Origin of the sequence: Sphingobium sp. TB-6, assembly GCF_012927365.1 — a bacterium.
Classification (GTDB): Bacteria; Pseudomonadota; Alphaproteobacteria; order Sphingomonadales; family Sphingomonadaceae; genus Sphingobium.
The window spans coordinates 1-18,958 of the sequence record NZ_JABBGL010000011.1; the positions used below are offsets into that span (position 1 = coordinate 1).

General features: G+C 63.2%; 16 protein-coding genes and 1 riboswitch. Of the genes, 5 read left to right on the top strand and 11 right to left on the bottom strand.

Annotated elements, in window-relative coordinates; translation table 11 throughout:
• Positions 1 to 258 precede the first annotated feature (258 nt).
• Both ygiD (HHL26_RS15465) and HHL26_RS15470 read left to right on the top strand, forming a co-directional pair.
• A complete protein-coding gene (gene ygiD, locus HHL26_RS15465) occupies positions 259 to 1,038 on the top strand; it encodes a 4,5-DOPA dioxygenase extradiol (RefSeq protein WP_066553393.1) in 780 nt (259 codons plus the stop codon).
• 20 nt (positions 1,039 to 1,058) lie between these two features.
• The gene (locus HHL26_RS15470) at positions 1,059 to 2,156 is read left to right on the top strand and encodes an acetamidase/formamidase family protein (RefSeq protein WP_066553391.1); all 1,098 of its coding nucleotides are present in this window, start codon (positions 1,059 to 1,061) and stop codon (positions 2,154 to 2,156) included.
• 49 nt (positions 2,157 to 2,205) lie between these two features.
• Here HHL26_RS15470 and ygiD (HHL26_RS15475) read toward each other — a convergent pair whose 3' ends face one another.
• The 4 genes from ygiD (HHL26_RS15475) to HHL26_RS15490 form a co-directional block, all read right to left on the bottom strand.
• Positions 2,206 to 2,979 carry a 4,5-DOPA dioxygenase extradiol gene (gene ygiD / locus HHL26_RS15475; protein WP_066553389.1) on the bottom strand — a complete coding sequence of 258 codons (774 nt, stop codon included), beginning with the start codon at positions 2,977 to 2,979 and terminating at the stop codon, positions 2,206 to 2,208.
• On the bottom strand, positions 2,976 to 4,430 hold the full coding sequence (locus HHL26_RS15480) for an MFS transporter (RefSeq protein ID WP_082748370.1): 1,455 nt from the start codon (positions 4,428 to 4,430) through the stop codon (positions 2,976 to 2,978). Before HHL26_RS15480 ends, ygiD (HHL26_RS15475) begins: the two co-directional genes overlap by 4 nt.
• The gene (locus tag HHL26_RS15485) at positions 4,409 to 5,587 is read right to left on the bottom strand and encodes an aromatic ring-hydroxylating dioxygenase subunit alpha (RefSeq protein ID WP_066553384.1); all 1,179 of its coding nucleotides are present in this window, start codon (positions 5,585 to 5,587) and stop codon (positions 4,409 to 4,411) included. Before HHL26_RS15485 ends, HHL26_RS15480 begins: the two co-directional genes overlap by 22 nt.
• A 175-nt stretch (positions 5,588 to 5,762) precedes the next feature.
• Entirely contained in the window at positions 5,763 to 8,189 is a 2,427-nt protein-coding gene (locus tag HHL26_RS15490; protein WP_066553381.1) for a TonB-dependent receptor, read from the bottom strand.
• 405 nt (positions 8,190 to 8,594) lie between these two features.
• On the opposite strand from HHL26_RS15490, the gene HHL26_RS15495 reads away from it, so the two are divergent.
• Together HHL26_RS15495 and HHL26_RS15500 are read left to right on the top strand one after the other, a co-directional pair.
• Complete coding sequence (locus HHL26_RS15495; RefSeq protein WP_066553379.1) at positions 8,595 to 9,965, top strand: MFS transporter; 1,371 nt, start codon at positions 8,595 to 8,597, stop codon at positions 9,963 to 9,965.
• Between the two features lie 120 nt (positions 9,966 to 10,085).
• Positions 10,086 to 11,162 (top strand): TauD/TfdA family dioxygenase, encoded by a 1,077-nt coding sequence (locus HHL26_RS15500; RefSeq protein WP_066553377.1) that lies wholly within the window; start codon positions 10,086 to 10,088, stop codon positions 11,160 to 11,162.
• Between the two features lie 467 nt (positions 11,163 to 11,629).
• On the opposite strand, the gene HHL26_RS15505 is transcribed toward HHL26_RS15500, so the two are convergent.
• Genes HHL26_RS15505 through HHL26_RS15515 form a run of 3 tightly spaced genes read right to left on the bottom strand, consistent with a single transcriptional unit; the run spans position 11,630 to position 14,389 of the window.
• Positions 11,630 to 12,034, bottom strand: a complete 405-nt coding sequence (locus HHL26_RS15505) for a hypothetical protein (protein WP_240962463.1) — start codon at positions 12,032 to 12,034, stop codon at positions 11,630 to 11,632.
• A gap of 37 nt (positions 12,035 to 12,071) precedes the next feature.
• Positions 12,072 to 13,970: a phosphomethylpyrimidine synthase ThiC gene (gene thiC, locus HHL26_RS15510; RefSeq protein ID WP_269465589.1), complete on the bottom strand. Its 1,899-nt coding sequence runs from the start codon at positions 13,968 to 13,970 to the stop codon at positions 12,072 to 12,074.
• Between the two features lie 11 nt (positions 13,971 to 13,981).
• On the bottom strand, positions 13,982 to 14,389 hold the full coding sequence (locus tag HHL26_RS15515; RefSeq protein WP_066561253.1) for a DUF2065 family protein: 408 nt from the start codon (positions 14,387 to 14,389) through the stop codon (positions 13,982 to 13,984).
• A 57-nt stretch (positions 14,390 to 14,446) separates the two neighbouring features.
• Positions 14,447 to 14,557: riboswitch (TPP riboswitch) on the bottom strand.
• Between the two features lie 83 nt (positions 14,558 to 14,640).
• Between HHL26_RS15515 and HHL26_RS15520 the strand changes: the two genes are divergently transcribed.
• On the top strand, positions 14,641 to 14,937 hold the full coding sequence (locus HHL26_RS15520) for a hypothetical protein (protein ID WP_066553371.1): 297 nt from the start codon (positions 14,641 to 14,643) through the stop codon (positions 14,935 to 14,937).
• Between the two features lie 56 nt (positions 14,938 to 14,993).
• Here the strand turns inward: HHL26_RS15520 and HHL26_RS15525 are convergent, their stop codons facing one another.
• From HHL26_RS15525 to HHL26_RS15540, 4 genes are all read right to left on the bottom strand, one after another.
• The gene (locus tag HHL26_RS15525) at positions 14,994 to 16,502 is read right to left on the bottom strand and encodes a YifB family Mg chelatase-like AAA ATPase (protein ID WP_066553369.1); all 1,509 of its coding nucleotides are present in this window, start codon (positions 16,500 to 16,502) and stop codon (positions 14,994 to 14,996) included.
• A 120-nt stretch (positions 16,503 to 16,622) separates the two neighbouring features.
• The gene (locus tag HHL26_RS15530) at positions 16,623 to 17,297 is read right to left on the bottom strand and encodes an RlmE family RNA methyltransferase (RefSeq protein ID WP_066553367.1); all 675 of its coding nucleotides are present in this window, start codon (positions 17,295 to 17,297) and stop codon (positions 16,623 to 16,625) included.
• 10 nt (positions 17,298 to 17,307) lie between these two features.
• Positions 17,308 to 18,426 (bottom strand): Ppx/GppA phosphatase family protein, encoded by a 1,119-nt coding sequence (locus HHL26_RS15535; protein ID WP_066553365.1) that lies wholly within the window; start codon positions 18,424 to 18,426, stop codon positions 17,308 to 17,310.
• A gap of 123 nt (positions 18,427 to 18,549) precedes the next feature.
• Positions 18,550 to 18,894: an MTH938/NDUFAF3 family protein gene (locus HHL26_RS15540; RefSeq protein ID WP_082748367.1), complete on the bottom strand. Its 345-nt coding sequence runs from the start codon at positions 18,892 to 18,894 to the stop codon at positions 18,550 to 18,552.
• Positions 18,895 to 18,958: the final 64 nt, after the last annotated feature.

The window sequence follows — 18,958 nt, forward strand, 5'->3', positions numbered from 1 at the left end:
CATCCCGCTCTCCTGACCCCATTATGCGGCAGCCCAGCGCTGACCGCGGAGAGAAGCGAGTGATCCATGGGAACGGTCACGAATACGAGGAAACAGCTTGACCCAAAACGCCCCAATCAGAGAAGACCCTTAGGTCCGAATGGGCCATGCAGCCCCGCTTCAGGTCAAGCAATAATGCGTTCTATCCCAATCGCACGCGCTGTCGGCTGCTCTATCGTCGCATCGAGCACCAGCCTCCAGGGAGCGATACGCAAACATATGAACCGGTTGCCGACGATCTTCTTCGGTCATGGGACACCCATGATCGCTCTGCTGGAAAATGACGTCACGGCCGCCTGGCGCTCTCAACTGGAAGGCGTGGCCAAGCCGCAGGCGGTGCTGATGATCTCCGCCCACTGGATGACACGGGGTATCGGCCTGACGGCGCAGGCGCATCCGCCGACCATTCATGATTTTGGCGGCTTCCCCCGCGCCATGCACGAATTCCAATATCCTGCACGCGGTGATGCCGCGCTGTGCCGTCGGATCGAAGGATTGCTGGCGCCGCGCATGATCCACCAGACCGATAGCTGGGGCTTCGACCATGGCTGCTGGTCGGTGCTGATGAAGATCTTTCCCAAGGCCGATGTCTCGGTGGTCCAGATGAGCATCGACGCCAATCTCTCGGCGCGGGAACATTTCGCCATCGGCCAGGCGCTCGCTCCGCTGCGCGACGAAGGAGTGCTGATCCTGGGATCGGGCAATATCGTCCATAATTTGCGCGACGTGATCCGGACCGACAGCGCCGCTCCCCGCGACTATGCCGTCCGGTTCGGCGCCGCCATACGCGACGCCATCGAGCGTGACGACAGCGGCGCCGTCATCGGCTTTGAACAACTGGGGCAGGACATGCGCAACGCCCTGCCCAGCACCGAACATTTTCTGCCGCTCCTTTACGTGTTGGGCGCTCGCCACCCGGGGGACGCGGCCAGCTTCTCCTGCGATTTCGTTCAGTACAGTTCCATAGACATGACCACGCTCAGGCTGGCAGCCGCCTGACCATCCACAGGAAAACCGACATGGCATTTACCTCTGAACCCGGCAAAGTCCGCCCCACAATCGTCCCGGGCGCCCTCCATCATCTGGAGGCGCTGCCCGAAACGACGCATTGGGGTTATTTCGACCCGGCCCAGCCCCCTGCCCTGCGCATCCGTTCGGGCGACCTGATCCAGGCGGAGGCCGTCACCCACCATGCCGGCGACGATCCCGACCTGTTGATGGACGAAAAGATTTGGCGCATCTTCCGCGAAACGCCGGAGGCCGACCGCACACCTGGCGTTCACATCATGACCGGCCCGATCCATGTCGAGGGGGCCAGGCCCGGCGACATGCTGGAGGTCCGGTATCTGGCGATGCAGCCGCGTTTCCGCCACGGGTCGAACCTCGCCGCAAATTGGGGCCATCTCTATACCGAGTTTGACGAGAAGGAACGGGTGACCATCTATGAACTCGACCCCGACACCAACACCGCCATGGCAAGCTATGCCTATGATTTCAATGGAAAATACCTGACACCCGGCACCGTCACCCGCTGCCCCGAATGCGACCGTCAGAGGGCGCTGAACGGCGTCAGGGTGCCGGTGCGACCGCATCTGGGCACGGCGGGGGTCGCTCCGGCGGTCAATGGCCGCGTCAGCACGATCCCACCCGGCCTGCATGGCGGCAATATCGACAATTGGCGCATCGGCGCGGGCTCGACCATGTACTACAAGGTGCAGGTCGATGGCGGTCTGTTTTCCATCGGCGACCCGCATATCAGCCAGGGCGACGGCGAAATCAGCGGCACCGCGATCGAGGCGTCGCTGAACGTGCTGATGCAGGTGGTGTTGCGCAAGGATTTCGAATTCCCCTCGCCACTGCTCGAAACGCCTGAACACTGGATCGTCCATGGCTTTGGCGAGGATCTGGACGCGGCGATGAAGAATGCGTCCGTCGACATGCTGCGTCTGCTGACCGAGAACCAGAATCTGTCGCGTGAAGACGGCTATTCGTTGATGAGCGTCGCCTCCGACTTTGCCGTGACGCAGGTGGTCGACGGGACGCAAGGCGTGCATGTGCGCATACCGCGCTCCATCTTCCCGGCGCGGGGCGAACGGATCTGGCCTGACAAGAAATAAGGGGCGGGGTGCGGGCGATGACCGTTCCCCGGTCGTCGCCCGAATGGCCTCAGTCCATGCCGTAGGCGACGCAGGTCATCGACACCGCCGACAATATCTCCCGGTTGAAGATATGCGGCCGCTCACCGTCACGGCTGGCGCCCAGGACATAGAGCAGCGGAAGATAATGCTCATTCTCCGGCACCGCATCCGCCGCGCCCGGCAGTCCACCATAGTCGATCAGCGCGGCATGGTCGCCCGCCTTCAATCGCTCCACAACCGCATCGTCAAAGGCTCGTGCCCAGGGATAGACATGATCGCCGCGCGGCCGTTCCACGCGCAGATTGTGGACGATATTGCCTGACCCCAGGATCATCACGCCCTCGTCGCGTAACCCGGCCAGCGCCTGGCCGATGGCATGGTGGCCGGCCGGGTCGCGGCGGACATCCATGCTGAGTTGCAGCACCGGAATATCCATTTCCGGATACATCACCCGCAGCAGCGTCCAGGCGCCATGGTCCAGCCCCCAGCTGTCCAGATCGGTACGGGCGCGAAACGCCTCCAGCCGCGCCTCGATAGCGAAGGCCAGGTCGGGATCGCCCGGCGCGTCATAGCGGATGGCGTATAATTCCTCCGGCATGCGGTAGAAATCATGGATGGTGCGCTGGCTTTCCGCCCGCGTGACCAGCACGCCCTTGCATTCCCAGTGCGCCGATATGCACAGGATCGTGCGTGGGCGCGGGAAACGACCGGCCAGTTCGGCCCATGCCCGGGCACTGGCCGTATCCTTCAGCGCGTCGCGCGGTGACCCATGGCCAAGGAAGAGTGCAGGTGCCGGTGTCATGGAATCTCCGCAAGAGGTTGAGTGGATCGGGCTTCGCGCTCCAGCTTCAGGACGTCAAGCACCCCCGCAAGCGTGCAGATCGCAACCAGCGCAAAGGCGAAGCGGAAGGGCGCCATGTCGTCGCCATGACCCGAGCCCGCCAATTCCGGCCACAGCTGGAGTGCCATCGCGCTCATCGCCACGCCCAGCGCGGCGTTCATCTGCATCACGGCGCTGAACATCATGTTGGCGACAGGCATGTGCGTGGACGGAACGGTTCGGAACGCCAGCGTGTTGAGCGCCGAAAAATGCAGCGACCGGGCCATGCCGGTACCCACCAGCAGCGCAATCAGAATCAGCCGGGGCGTGTCCTTGTCAAGAAAGGCGAACAGGCCAAACCCCACGCTCAACAACAGGCCGTTCACCAACAGGATGGAGCGATAGGAAAAGCGATGCATCAAGGGTGTCGTGAATGGCTTCAAACCGATATTGCCCATTGTCGCAATCAGCATCAGCATCCCGGTATCGACCGGCGACAGACCAAGGCCCAGCTGCATCATCAACGGCAGCAGGAAAGGGTTGGCAAAAATCGCTATGCGAACGCCACTGCCGCCCCGCAGGGCATGAGCGAAGCTGCGGTCACGGAGCAGTGTGAGGTCCAGCAGCGGATGATCCGCGCGGCGCAGATGCCGCCACAGCATATGGGCGATGGCCGCCGTGCCGCACACCGCCACTCCCGTCCACAAAGGCCCAAGGCGCGTCGCATCGCCCAGCACGAGCACCAGCATCGTCGCCAGCGCAACCCACAGCGCCAAGCCTGCAAAGTCAAGCGACACCGGCCGTTCAGGGGGCAATCGCGGCAACAACCAGGGCGCCAGCGCCAATGCGGTCAGACAGAAGGGAATGTTGATGGCGAAAAGCCATCGCCAGGATGCATATTCGACCACCAGTCCGCTGAGCGGCGGCGCGATAGCTGGCGCAAGCAGCGCTGGCCAGGTCAGCATGGCGATGATCCGGACCAGATCCCCTTTCGGCAGGTCGCGCAGCACCAGCAACCGGCCGACTGGCACCATCATCGCGCCGGCCACGCCCTGCACTATGCGCGTCATGACGAGAAAGCCGAGATTGGGGCTGGCCATGCATGCCGCAGATGTCGCACCGAACAGCGCAAGCGCTGCCATGAACAACCTTCGCCCGCCGACCCGCCGGCCCAGCCAGTCGGACATGGGAATGCAGATCGCCACCGCCAGCAGATAGCCGGTGATGGCCATTTTGAGCTGAACGGGCGCTACGCCGAATTCGGGCGCCATGGATGGCAGGGCGGTCGTCAGGATCGATCCGTCCAGCATCTCCATGAACAAGGCGGCGCCGACCAGCATCACCCCGCCTGTCCGAACGGGCGATGTGACCAGCGCCTGCCCTGACGGGGAAGGCGTCGTCCCCTTTCGCGTCACGCCTTGCGGGCGTCCCATTCCGACTGATACCGCTTCACCAGCCAGGCATTGAATTCGCGCTGGGCCTGTTCCTGCCAGGAATAGCGCCCTCGCGCGGCATAGCGCGAACGCAGGCCGATCGGGATCAATCCGTCAACATGAATGTCCTGCTCGGCAATCTCGGCCGAGGTTTCCAGGTTGATCTTCAACCGTTCGGCGAACAGGGGCTGCCGGCTCGCGCCCGGCGCCGCCAGCCAGCCGCGCTTGGCGCTGATGGTGTCGTGGGTGTTGGCGTGCAGGATGATGAAGGCGACCAGGTCGCTGCGGATGATGAGCGACAGGGACGGAGGCACATTGGCGAAGAGCAGGCGATTGCGATCCGCCTCGGTCAGCTTGGGGAAGGTCGGCAGCAGGGCTTTAAGCGTCGGATTGAAGCTCGCATCTGCGTGGACCGTGCCATTGTAGCGATAGTAACCGGCCGTATCCTCCGGCAGATCCTGCGGAAATTCGCACAATTCCGACGGGGCGATGTCATGCACCGGTCCGGCATGGAGCCGGTTGGCGTGGTAGCCGTCATTGTTGTTTTCGAACATCACCTTCCAGTTCCATGGGAAGGTTGCTTCCTCCAGGTCCATGGACGTGTCGGCATTGGCAAGATCATAGGGTTCCAGCACCTCCGTCACTTTCGTCAGGCGCGGCGCGAGCGGCGCGGCGTCCAGGTCGAAATTGATGAAGATGAAGCCCAGCCAGATTTCGACCTTGAACTTGGGCAGGCTGATCTTGCTCTTGTCGAACTTGCAGGCCCGCTCCATCGCCGGCGCGCCGATCAGCTGGCCGTCCAGCCCATAGGCCCAGTGGTGGTAGGGGCACAGGAAGGAACGGGTATTGCCATGTCCTTCGGCGACCAGCATCGCGCGATGCTGGCATACTGTCGACATGGCGCGGATTTCACCGTCGCGGCCATGGGCTATGACTATCGGTTCGCCCATGTGCATGGAGGTGAAATAATCACCCGGCTTGCCGACCCATTCCTTGCGCCCCACGCACAGCCATTCCCTGGCGAAGATCGCATCCTTCTCGAACTCGAAAAATTGCGGGTCGGTATAGCATGCGGGCGGCAGCATCTCTGCCTCGTCCACCGGCAGAACCGAGCTTTTCATGCTCTCGAAGAAACTGTCGTTCAAAACTTTCGACATCAGATCAATCCCAGATTTCCATGACTGGCCCGTTCGCCGTCCGCTCCCGGTCCGCCATGAATTGTTTCATCCTGCGCGACATTCGGGAATGGACGGCAACGTTCGCTTTCTTGATTTTATGCTGCACCGCACGAAATGGCGTTCCGGGCCGTGCAGTGCCCGGAACGCCCCTCGGTCAGAACTGGGCTGCGACGCGGAGGTGGAATGCGCGAGCCATGCCCGGCATCGCCGCCACTTCGCTGTAGGTGTCCTGCCCAAGATAGAAATAGGTCTTGTCGGTAAGGTTTTCGACAGACAGGTCGACGGTATAGCGGTCGATCGTGTAGCTGAGCGACGCGCGGGCCGTGACATAGTCCGGAACCTTCACGGCACCCGGCGCGATGCCGCTGATTTCCCCGACATAGCTGATGCCGGCATTGGCCTTCAGGCCGAAGGGGAATTTATAGGTCCCGAAAATGCTGAAGGTCTCCTTGGGCAGCACCCGGTCGATATAATAGCCGGTGGCGCCGGTGAAGCTGGTCGACCCGGCAGTCCATTCGGCCGCATAGATGTCGGCCCCGTCCCGGCCAAGCTGCGCGGCGTTCAACAGAACCGTGGCATAGCCGCGGCGCTTGGTCTGTTGCAGCGCACCGACAGCGAGCAGGCTGAATTCCGGCGTCACCTGCATGCGGATTTCCGCTTCCAGCCCCTTGCTGTGCGCTTCATTGATGGCCCCCGACAATGCATCGCGCTGCTGCCGCTTCATCTTGTAGGCAGCAAGGCTCAGGAACAGCTTGCCATCGAGCAGCGAGCCCTTGATGCCAGCCTCCTTCAGTTCGGACGGCGACAGATATTTCCTGCCGATCAGCAGGGCCGGATCAACGCCACCGCCCTTGTTGGTTTCCAGGCTCTGCGTCTTGGCATAGGTCACATAGGGGATGAAACCGAAAGGCAGCTCGTAATTGAGGCTGGCCTGCCAGCTGATCGGCGACTTCGACCCGTAATAATCGGTTCCCAAAGCCCCGCCGAACGTCACCAGACCGTCATTGCGCGAACGGATATTATAATCGTCGATGCGTGCGCCGCCCTGGATATGCGCCTTGTCGAACAGCGTGATGTCTCCGTTAATGAAGGCGCCGACCGACTTGATCCGGCTATAATAGCGGAAATCCCACACCGGCCCATTGGGATTGAGATACTGGTTGTTGATAATCATGTCCGCGGTGGGTTCCGCCGAAATATCATTGCGGTCCCAGATCACATATTGGCGACCATAGTTCTGGAAATCGTGGATTTTGTAGTCGCGATAGTTTGCGCCCACAATAGCCTGGAAACCGAACCCTTCGCCAAAATCGCGCTTCACCAGATAGGAAAGTCGGATTTCCTTGACATCGCCATCGGCGGCAGTAGCCGATCCGGCAGCACTGTACATGTCGTTTTTCAGGTCTTCATAGAAGCCCTGCAACTTGACCTGATCGCCATTGTCGAAATTATGGATCAGGTCGACATAGGCGGTGAACACCTTGTTGTCGTTGAAATCCAGCGGCGAGGTGTTGAGGTTCCGGCGCGACAGCTTCACATATTCGACCGTCGCCGGATCAAGCCGCGTCAGATTGCTGATCGTGCCACGGGGCAGCGGGTTCGCAAAGCTCGTGCTCTGCCGCAGGCTGGTGATGTAGGGCGCCAGTTGTGCGGGCATCAGCGATTGTGCGCCCGGCGCGGCCAACGACACCAGCGGCGAACCGGCCAGATAATTGCCGTTGTCGATCAGGTTCTGGGTCAGGCGGTTCCAGCCGGGCGACGCCAGATGGCCGGACTGGTCCAGATAGCGTCCGCCGATGGTCAGTTCGGTGCCGCCGCCCAGATCCATGGCATAGCCGATCTGCAATTCCTTGTCGTTCGGGCTGAAGTGGCGATAGTAACTGTCCGAATCATTATAATAGGCATAGGCATAGATCGCCGCGTCCAGATCGCCGATCTTGAACGGCAGGCCGCCTTCCAGCGTCGCCTTGCGTTCGCCATAGGAACCGACCTGTGCAGTGACCAGCCCCTTGAAATCGGTGGTGCCCTTCAGAGAGGTCGCAATATCGGTCTTGGGCGTCAGGTTCAGCATGCCGCCGATCTTGCCCGCGCCATAGTTCGGGCTCGCCGGACCGCGCACCAGTTCCATGCCGCTGATGCTTTCCGTGGGCGTTTCGTAATAGCCCATATTATTGATGCCCTTGAAGCCCCGATAATAGCTGTCGGACACATTGCCGCGGATCTGCACAGCGCCCGCCACGCCATAGAAGGCGGCGGTATAGGTACCCGGCGCAACGGCCGTCAGATCGTGGATGGAGCGGACCTGGATGTCCTTGAGCAACGCGGAGTCCGCCGTGGTCACGGAACGGGGAATCTCGGTCACCTCCTGCTCCAGACCGCTCACGGTCGCGGTCGGACGCACATTGGTGATGCCCAGGCGCTTGCCGGTGACGACGATGGCCTGCAACGCCGTGTCGTCCCGCACAGTTTCCTGCGTCTTCTGGTTATCGGTCGGCACCGGCGCTTCCTGGGCCTGGGCCGTCATGATGGCAAAGGCGGGGATGCAGGATGCGTATGCAAGCAAGGTGTGACGGAACCGCATGTCGTTTACTCCCTGAATGACCGTGCCGAAATTTCACAGGGGGATGAGGCCTGTTGGCATCCCAGCCCCCGAAGCACGGTTGCCCCAGGATCGTAACCACGGGTTCCACCGAAGCGTGTTGACTCAACAACCGGAATAGTTGGTCTCATTTACCTTCCTGACGCACCCCACATGATATTTTGCTTTTTCCAACGTCCCCAGAACGATCAGTTTCGGGTTTTCCCCACCCTTGCCGCGCGCAGCGCAGATACCCTCTGGCATCAGACTCGCCTCCCGCACTTCACGCTTATCCAAAAGAACCGGTGCGTGGCGACAACTATGCGCGACCTGGAGACGCGACGGCGCGCGGATGGCCGGTTATGCTCCCCCCTGTCGGCAAGAGGCAGGTGCGGGACAAGGACAGTCATGGCGAACGGCAACAGCAAATCCCCCTCGGTCCTGGTTGATCGATATATTGACGAATCCCCGATGAAGGGGCTGGTGCTGCGCGTACCGATATTGTGCGGCATGCTGATGCTGATTGAGGGCATGGACACCTATGGCGTAGGCTATGTCGGCCCGTCGCTCAGCCAGGAATACGGCCTGTCCCCCACCATATTGGGCACGATCTACACCGGCACGGTCATCGCATCGCTGATCGGCGCCGTGCTGGTCGCGCCGCTTTCGGACCGGATCGGGCGGCGCCGGCTGCTGGTCATATCCAGCTTCCTCATGGGCCTGTGCACATTGCTGACATCCTTTGCAGGCAGCGAAGGCGGACTGTTCGTCGTGCGGTTCCTGATTGGCATCGGCTTTGGCACCGCCGTGCCCACCGCCTTCAGCCTGACCGCCGACTATGCGCCCGCGCGGCACAAGTCCGTCATCATCATGGCGACCATGTCCGGCATCGCCCTGGGTATGGCGCTGGCCGGTATCGCAGCAGCTCTGCTGATTCCCGTGTTCGGATGGAAATCGCTCCTGTTCTTCAGCGGTGGCCTGTCAATGCTGTGGACCATATTGCTGGCGCTGGGCCTTCCCGAATCGCTCTCCTTCCTTGTGCGGTACCGCCCCGGTTCGCCCCAGATCGCCTCCATCGGCTCGCGACTGGCGAGCGCGCGCGGCGAAAACCACCCGCCACATTTCCACGTACCGGCCAGCACCATGGCCGAATCGGGCGCCAATCCGGCGGCGCAGATCCTGCGCGACGGACGCCATGTCATGACGTTCCTGCTCTGGTTCGCCATGTCGGCCGCCTATTCGCTGGAATTCTTCACATCCTACTGGCTGCCCACCGTCCTGCTCCAGTCGGGGGCCAACATGTTCGCGACGGGCATGATAACCGCGCTCGGCAAATTCGGCAGCATCGCAGGCGCCATCGTCATCGGCCTGGTCATGGACAGGCTGGGCGCGGCGCGGGTTCTCACCATTTCCTATATATTGACGGGGGTCGCGATCGTGCTGCTGGGGTCAAGTGGCGCGAATCCCACCTTTGGCGTCACGATGATTTTCATCACCTTCTTCCTGCTGGACGGCAGCTTCGCGGGGATACAGGCGCTGACTGCCAATTCCTATCCTGGGGACATCAGGGCGACCGGCGTCGGCTGGGTCACGGGTTTCGCCCGCCTTCTGGGCGGCGGCACCGGGACGATGATCGGCGGCATATTGGTGGAAGTCAGCCTGTCCGTGCGGACCATTTCCATCTGCATGGCGGTCGTGATGATCCTGGGCAGCCTGGCGGTGTCCCATCTGTGGCGCGGCGGAGCGCGACACCGGCCACAACGGGCAGCGACGCAATAAGACAAATGATTGCGGGTTCCAGAACAGCCCATCCGCCTTCAAGAGAACGGCTTTGCGGGATAGGATATTGGTTAAGGGGTCTGCGCCCGTAACCATGATGGTCAAGGAACGGCAATCGGCATGACGAAGACATTCGAAAAGGCAAACATCATTACTTCCCCGGCCGCATGGACGGGCGATGAAATCAATGATTCGACCGATTGGCTCTACATGCTGAGCGCAGAGGAGATCGCCGAGATCGAAAAGGTCGGCGCGCAATTCCTGATGGACGATCCCGACCTTCGTACCATAACAGCTGACCGCTATCCCCTGCCCGTCACGGCAAGGGGCCTGGCCAGCTGGGCCGCGGACATGGACAATGGGCGTGGCTTCGTCCTGGTCCGGGGGTTACGTTCGGAACTATATTCCGATGCGCTGAGCGCGGCGATCTTCTACCTCCTTGGCCTGCATCTGGGCAAACCGATGGAGCAGAATAACCTGGGTGACCTGTTCGACCATGTCGTGGCGACCAGCAACAAGACCATGGACGATCCATCCGCCTTGCCCAGCCGGACGCGCGACCGCCTGAACTTCCATTCGGACAGCAGCGACGTCGTCGGCCTGATGTGCCTGCGCGGCGCGCGCGAAGGCGGCGCGTCCATCCTGATTAGCGGCGTCACCATCTACAATGAGATCGTCCGGCGGCGTCCGGACCTGGCCCCGCTGATGTACGATGTCTGGCACTATGACTGGTACCGGCAGGACCATGATGCTCCGGCGCGCTATTATTCGTCGCCCATGGTGTCCTTCATCGACGGCGTCTTCAGTATGTATGCCGGGTCGAACGTGATCCGGTCAGCCCAGGATTATCCCGAAGTGCCCCGCATGACGCCGCAGCAATATGAATTGCTGGACCTTCTCGACGAGATTTTCCTGGTCCCGGGCCTGCCGGTCACCATGGATTTCCGGCCCGGCGACGTCCAGTGGCTGCTGAACTATGCAGCGCTGCATTCCCGCACCAGTTATGTCGATTTCCCGCAACCCGAACGCAAGCGTCACCTGTTGCGCCTGTGGCTGAAGCGAGACACCGGGCGCCCTCTGGTGGACGGGTTCGGAAAACCATTCCAGAAAGTCGACCGTTCGTCTGAGGCCGCGGCGCAGCTGGACCGGAACCATATTTCGGAGATTTGCTATCCAAGGCATAATTGGGGGCTGTGATCCGGGTTCGTATTAGTCCCGGCATCTCCTGAAGGTCAGCACGACGCAGTGATGTTCCGGCGCGATTGCAGTGCGACAACAGGCTTTTGCACGCAAATCTCAATCATAGATACGGGCGACCCGCTTTCAGGTAGCGGCGATGCTTTCCGCGCCGGCGATGAGCACGGGTCTGCGCGAACAGGCAATCGCCTCGCCAACGGCGCTCTTTTCGCGCATCGCCATGAGGCAAAATCTACCACGCTCATCTACCACCCATCTACCACGAAGGCCGAATCTTGCCCTTTCTCACATTGCCACCATCCCCATAGGACATCCTCTAGAGCGCGCTGCGCTAAATCAGACGCAGGGCGCGCGCTCTAATTCCTTGTTGTCGCATCGTTTTAAGCGGAAAGTCGGTTCCCACTTTTCCGCACGATGCTCTAGCGAGACCATGGCTTGCCTCAAAGCAAGACCCCATCCACCCGCAATCACCAGACCCTGATGGTCGGTTCGAAGCTCCCGGGCTTGCTGCTGTGCCAAGCTTTCATCCTGATCGCGGTCGGGATGAAGCTGCGGCCTTTGTAGCTGGGCTCCACCTCCATCTTGTCGATGCTTCCTTCCTTGATCAGCCGGGTCAGTGTGCCGATCAGCAATTCTCGCGCTGCGGCCGCCCCGGGCGTTATATAGATCATGTTTTCCGGGATCGCTTCGCCCCCGAATTCAGCAGGGAAGAGAAGGATGGGCACGAGCTTGCCCTTGGCAACCAGCGCCTTGGCCGCAGCGGCCGTTTGAACGGTGGAGAAGTCAGGCTTCGCCCCTGCCTCGGCAGGCAGCCGGGGCGCCGCCAAAGCGAGGGCGGCTGACACCAGAGTCAAGGCCGCCCAAAGCACCATTCGACTCACGCCAAACCAGCGCGAGACGACCGCCCCCTCAATCATGCTCCCGGTCGCCGGCGCCCATATAAAGCTCGCTGCCTGTCTGCCGGAAGATTTCGCTCATTTCAGCCATGCCCTTCTCGGCATCCTCCGCCGCGAGGAAGCTGTCAGCGGGCTGGTTCTGCTTCGCGGCGAAATCCCTCACCTCCTGCGTGATCTTCATCGAGCAGAATTTGGGGCCGCACATGGAGCAGAAATGCGCGCTCTTGGCGCCTTCGGCCGGGAGCGTCTGATCGTGATATTTTTCCGCCGTATCCGGGTCGAGCGACAGGTTGAACTGGTCACGCCAGCGGAATTCGAAACGGGCGCGGGAAAGCGCATCGTCGCGGACCTTGGCGGCGGGGTGTCCCTTCGCCAGATCAGCGGCGTGGGCGGCGAGCTTGTAAGTCACCACGCCCACCTTGACGTCGTCGCGGTCGGGCAGGCCCAGATGCTCCTTGGGCGTGACATAGCAGAGCATCGCCGTGCCGTACCAGCCGATCATCGCGGCACCGATGCCGCTGGTGATATGGTCATAGCCCGGCGCGATGTCGGTGGTGAGCGGCCCAAGCGTGTAGAAGGGCGCCTCGCCGCAGGCCTCAAGCTGCTTGTCCATATTCTGCTTGATCTTGTGCATCGGCACATGGCCGGGGCCTTCGATCATCACCTGCACATCCTGTTCCCAGGCGCGCTTGGTGAGTTCGCCCAGCGTGTAGAGCTCGGCAAACTGTGCCTCGTCATTGGCGTCCGCGATCGAACCGGGACGCAGGCCATCGCCCAGCGAATAGGCGATGTCATAGGCCTTCATGATCTGCGTGATCTCGTCGAAATGCTCGTAGAGGAAGCTTTCCTTGTGATGGGCGAGGCACCATTTCGCCATGATCGACCCGCCGCGCGAGACGATGCCGGTGACGCGCTTGGCGGTCATCGGGATATAGGGCAGGCGCACGCCCGCATGGATGGTGAAATAGTCGACGCCCTGCTCGGCCTGCTCGATCAGCGTGTCGCGGAAGATTTCCCAGGTCAGTTCCTCGGCGATGCCGCCCACCTTCTCCAGCGCCTGATAGATCGGCACGGTGCCGATCGGGACCGGCGAGTTGCGCATGATCCATTCGCGGGTGTCGTGGATGTTGCGGCCGGTCGACAGGTCCATCACCGTGTCGGCGCCCCAGCGGATCGACCAGACCAGCTTGTCGACTTCGCTCGCCACGTCCGAAGCGACGGCGCTGTTGCCGATATTGGCGTTGATCTTCACCAGGAAATTGCGGCCGATCGCCATCGGTTCCGATTCCGGGTGGTTGATATTGTTGGGGATGATGGCGCGGCCGCGCGCGACCTCATCGCGGACGAACTCCGGCGTCACATAGTCGGGGATTTCCGCGCCCCAGTCATGGCCGTCGCGCACATATTCCGCGAGGCGGGCACGACCGAGATTCTCGCGCTCCGCCACATATTCCATCTCCGGCGTGATGATGCCGCGGCGGGCATAGTGCATCTGGGAGACGTTGGCGCCGGCCTTGGCGCGCAGCGGGCGCTGGACGAGGTTCGGGAAGGGCTGGACGCCGCCGCTGCGGTCGGGGCCTTTGAGACCATTGTCTTCAGGCTTGATCGCCCGGGCGTCATATTCCTCGACATCGCCGCGGGCGATGATCCAGTCGCGGCGCAGTTGCGGGAGGCCCGCCATGATGTCGATGCGCGCATTCGGATCGGTATAGGGGCCGGAAGTGTCATAGACGCGGACGGGCGGCTCGCCGCTGCCCGGTTCCAGGTCGATCTCGCGCATCGCGACCTTCAAGGGGCCGACATGGATCTTGCGACTGCCCCGGATGGGGCCGGTGGTGACGCGCATCTCTGTGCGGGCTGGCCGCTGGCTTCCATCGGAAGCCAGTTCAATCTTCGAATCAACGTCGGCCATATGCTTTCCTTTCAGGCGATGACGGTGGCGCGGCCGGTGAGGCCAGCGAGAAACAGGAGGATGCCCAGTACGATCGAGACGATCGCCCAGGCGCGGGTGAAGTTGAGCGACCAGCGGCCAATCCTGATCAGCGGACCGGGGACGGCGAGCAGCAGCGCGCCTTCGATCAGGGCGGCATAACCGATGGTCGAGACGATGATGGAGAGCGGATCGCGCCAGATGCTGTGGATCAGCACCAGCGCCGCCCCGACCGCGAAGACCGGGAAGCCCAACGCCATGACCAGACCCGGCGAGCGCTCCAGATCATCCATCATCGCCCGCCAGCGTTGCGGGGCGGTGAGGCCGCCCATGCCGATGACGATCATGTAAAGGCCTATGGCTTCGGCCAGACGCAGGGTCAGAACGGAAATGGTGTTCATGGGCGTGCCGTCCTCCTTTTGCGCTCTGGGGCGGAGGATGGGCGCGGGCTGCTGCAAGCGAACAAGCCGTTCCCTCCCTACGCCGGTCTTATCCGGATCAGGTTCAGCGGGTCGCGGCCACGTCAGCCGCCTCTCAACCGTCTGTGGACGGTCCCCCGGGGATGGCGCTTGGATAGCCGATGCGGCGCGCGAACGGAAGCCCTGTTGTGGCGCTGGACAGTTGGTGGGCTTTTCCGCTTTAGTGGCCCGCGATGAAGCATCCCGATCTGTCCACCAAAGAAGGGCGCAAGGCGCACCGGCATGAGATGCGCATGGTGGCGGTCAGACCGCGCCGTTGGGGGTTGTGGCTGCTGACGGCGGGCTTCCTGCTGTTGCTGACGCCTTCCGCGCTGAATGTGCATAGCCTGTTCGGGCTTTGGCCGCCGATGCTGGGGGCGATCTGCATTATCGTTGGCGTGCCGCTGCTGGTGACGAGCGTGCTGTTGAAGCGGCGCTATGTGCGGCAGAGGGTGGTGGGGCAGGCGATGGTGGGGCGGATCAAGGGGTGAATGGCCGTATCGCGCAGACCAACATCAATGTCCGCTAACCACGCAATCCACCCCGATCAATTCACTGGCGCCCTTCTCCGATAACTCAGCGCCTCCGCGACATGCACGCGTCCGACGTGATCGGCCCCGGCGAGGTCAGCGATCGTCCGCGCCACCCGCAGCACCCGCGTATAGCCCCGCGCCGACAGCTTCATCGCCGCCGCGGCCTGCGCCAGCAGTTCGCGCCCCGCCTGGTCCGGCCCGGCGATATCCTCCAAACGCTCGCCATCCACCTCGGCATTGGTCCGCACGCGCGTCCCCTCATAACGCCGCGTCTGCACATTGCGCGCCGCCGCGACCCGCGCCGCGACCTCGATCGATCCTTCGGCGGGCGGCGGCAAGACCAGATCCGCGGCCGTCACCGCCTGAACCTCCACATGCAGGTCGATGCGGTCGAGCAGCGGACCCGACACCTTGGCCTGATAATCCGCCGCACAGCGCGGCGCCCTTGAGCAAGCCAGCGCCGGATCGCCCAGATGCCCGCAACGGCACGGATTCATCGCCGCCACCAACTGCACCCGCGCCGGAAAGGTCACATGCGCATTGGCCCGCGCCACCGTGACCTCGCCCGACTCCAGCGGCTGCCGCAGGGAATCCAGCACGGTCCGCTGAAACTCCGGCAATTCGTCGAGAAACAGCACGCCCAGATGCGCCATGCTGACTTCGCCCGGCCGCGCCTTCTGTCCGCCGCCAACCAACGCCGCCATCGACGCGCTATGATGCGGATTGCGGAAGGGCCGCGCCCGGCTGATCCGCCCCCCCTCCAGCGTCCCGGCGACGCTCGCCACCATGGAGGTTTCAAGCGCCTCGCCCGGCGTCAGTTCCGGCAATATCCCCGGCAGGCAGCTCGCCATCAGCGACTTGCCCGCACCCGGTGGCCCGATCATCAGCAGATTGTGACCGCCCGCCGCCGCGATCTCCAGCGCCCGCTTGGCCGTCTCCTGCCCCTTCACCTGGCGGAGGTCGGCGGTCCGCACCGGCGGTTCCACTTCGCCCGGCTGGGGTGGCGACAAAGCGGCGGTCCCCTTGAAATGGTTGAGGATCGTCAACAGGTCCGGCGCGGCGATCACCTCGACCTGCCCGGCCCAGGCCGCCTCGGCGCCCTGCGCCACCGGACAGACCAGCCCCAATTCCCGCTCACCGGCATGCAACGCGGCGAGCAGCACCCCCGGCGTCGGCGCGATGCGGCCATCCAGCCCCAACTCCCCGACGACGACATAGCCCGCCAGCGTCTCGGCATCGATCACCCCCATCGCCCCTAGCAGGGCCAGGGCTATCGGCAGATCGAAATGCGATCCCTCCTTGGGCAGATCGGCGGGCGACAGGTTGACGGTGATCCGCTTGGGCGGCAGCGAAAGCCCGATGGCGGCAATGGCGTTGCGCACCCGCTCCCTGCTCTCCGCTACGGCCTTGTCGGGCAAGCCGACGACGATGAAATTGGGCAGGCCGGGCACAAGCTGACACTGCACCTCCACGCCACGCGCCTCCAGCCCCAGATAGGCGACCGTCGATACCGTCGAAACCAATGCGAAAACCCCCTGCGCGCCATTCGGCCTGCCCCGCCATGTTCCCGCCTTCGCAGGAACACAAGGTTATTTCAATGTCTTGGCTTGATCGCAGGCGCGATCCCGCGCCCGTCGGCCGGTTCAGCTTTCGGCTTCAGGCCGCCCCTTGAACCCTTGCGCCACGACATACCATTCGACGCTGCCCTTCCGGCTGGCGGGCGGCTTGGCATGTTTGATCGTGGTGAAATGCTTCTTGAGGATGGCCAGCAGATCGGCGTCCGTGCCGCCCGCGAACACCTTGGCGACGAAGGTGCCGCCCTTGCGCAGATTTTCCACCGCGAACATCGCCGCCGCCTCGACCAGCCCCATGGTGCGCAGATGGTCCGTCGCCGCATGCCCGACCGTATTGGCCGCCATGTCGGAAATCACCAGATCCGGCGCATCGCCCAAAGCCTCCGCCAACAAGGCGGGCGCCTTGTCGTCCATGAAGTCCATCTGGAACAGCGTCACGCCGGGGATGGGATCGGTCGGCAGCAGGTCGATGCCCACCACCTTCGCCTTGGGGCAGAGCTTGCGCACCACCTGCGCCCAGCCGCCCGGCGCCACGCCCAGATCGACGACAGCCCGCGATCCCTTTACGAAGTGGAACTTCTCGTCCAGCTCAATCAGCTTGAAGGCGGCGCGGCTGCGCCACCCTTCCGCCTTGGCGCGGCGGACATAGGGGTCGTTCAACTGCCGCTCGAGCCAGCGGGTGGACTGCGCCGTCCGTCCCTTCGCCGTCTTGACCCGCACCTTGCCGGCGCCAGTGCCTCTCAAAGCTCGCCTCTCACATCTTTACTCCGTCGCGGTCCATCAGGCCGCGCAATATGCCTTCGCGAATGCCGCGATCCGCCACGCCCAATCGCTGGGCAGGCCAGATGTCGAGGATAGATTCCAATATGGCGCAACCCGCCACCACCAGATCGGCCCGCTCCGTCCCGATGCAGGGCAGCTTCTGCCGCTCCGCCAGAGCCATGGAGGACAGGCGCGCGGAAATCGCCCGCATCGACGTCGACGGCACGATCAGCCCGTCAATCGCCTGCCGGTCATAGCGCGGCAGGTCAAGATGCAGGCTGGCCAGCGTCGTCACTGTCCCCGATGTCCCGAGCAAGCGGATATCGGGCTGCGGAGTGGGCAGGCGGCGGGCCAGCGGCGAGAAAGCATCGGCCACGCGCGCGCGCATCCGGCCATAAGCCGCCAGACGATCCATGGGATCGGCATGATCGAAGGGCTCGCTCTCGGTCAGCGACACGACGCCCCAGGGCGCGCTCACCCAATCGACGATATGCGGCGCGCCCTCCCGGCGGGAGTTGACCAGAACCAGTTCGGTCGACCCACCGCCAATGTCGAAGATCAGCGCCGGACCATCGCCCGGCTCCAGCAGCGCGTGACAGCCCAGCACCGCCAACCGCGCCTCTTCCTGCGCGGTAATGATATCGAGCGCGATGCCGGTTTCGCGGTAGACGCGCTGGATGAAATCGGCGCCGTTCGAGGCGCGTCGGCAGGCCTCCGTCGCGACCGATCGGGCCAAGGTGACATGGCGGCGGCGCAGCTTGTCCGCACAGACCGACAATGCCGCAATGGCGCGCTCAATGGCTTCGTCGCTGATCCGCCCCGAAGCCGCAAGCCCCTCCCCCAGCCGCACGATTCGGGAAAAGGCGTCGACGACGATGAAGCCGTCGGCCGAGGGCTTGGCGATCAGCAAACGGCAATTATTGGTGCCCAGGTCGATGGCCGCATAAGAGCGGCGTCCGCGCAGCGGATGAGGCAAAAGACCCCGCGATTTCGACGGGGGAGTGAGGGCCGCAGCCTTGCTCCCATTGCCCTGACCGGAACGGACCCCTGTGCCCGAAACTCCGCCGGCTGGGCCGGAACTCTGCGGCGATGGGCGGCTTTGCTGCACCATGGCCGTATCTCTTTTCTTCTTCGCCAACGCCGAAAGGCGCCGGAACTTGCCCCAAGAGTAAGCGGATGAAGAAAAAAGCGCAAGGCGGCCCCGGAAAGCCCCTTCGATAAAGCGCAAATGCCCCTAGATGAGCGGCAGCAGGGCCGCGACGATCCAGCGTTCCTCGGCGCGCAACACGCCCCAGGCGCGGGCGGCGGCGCGGCTGTCCATCACCTCGACCCCGATGCCCTTGGCTTCCAGTTCCCGGACGAAGGGGCGCGGCGGCTGGCGCAGGCTAGCGCCCGTGCCGATCAGCAGAAATTCCGGCAGCGGATCAAGGTCGAACAGGTCGCCCAGATCCGGCACGGTCAGAGCCTCGACGCGCGGCGCCTCCTGCCAGGCCAGGGCACGCACCGGCGAAAGCAGCAGGCCATCGGGAAAGACATCGTCCCTGACCCGAAAGCCCCGCCCCTGAAAGCCGGTGACGATCGGCCCCTGCCCCGCCTCATCGCGGCGCAGTTCGATCCCCGTGCGCCCCTTTCCCGATGCGTCG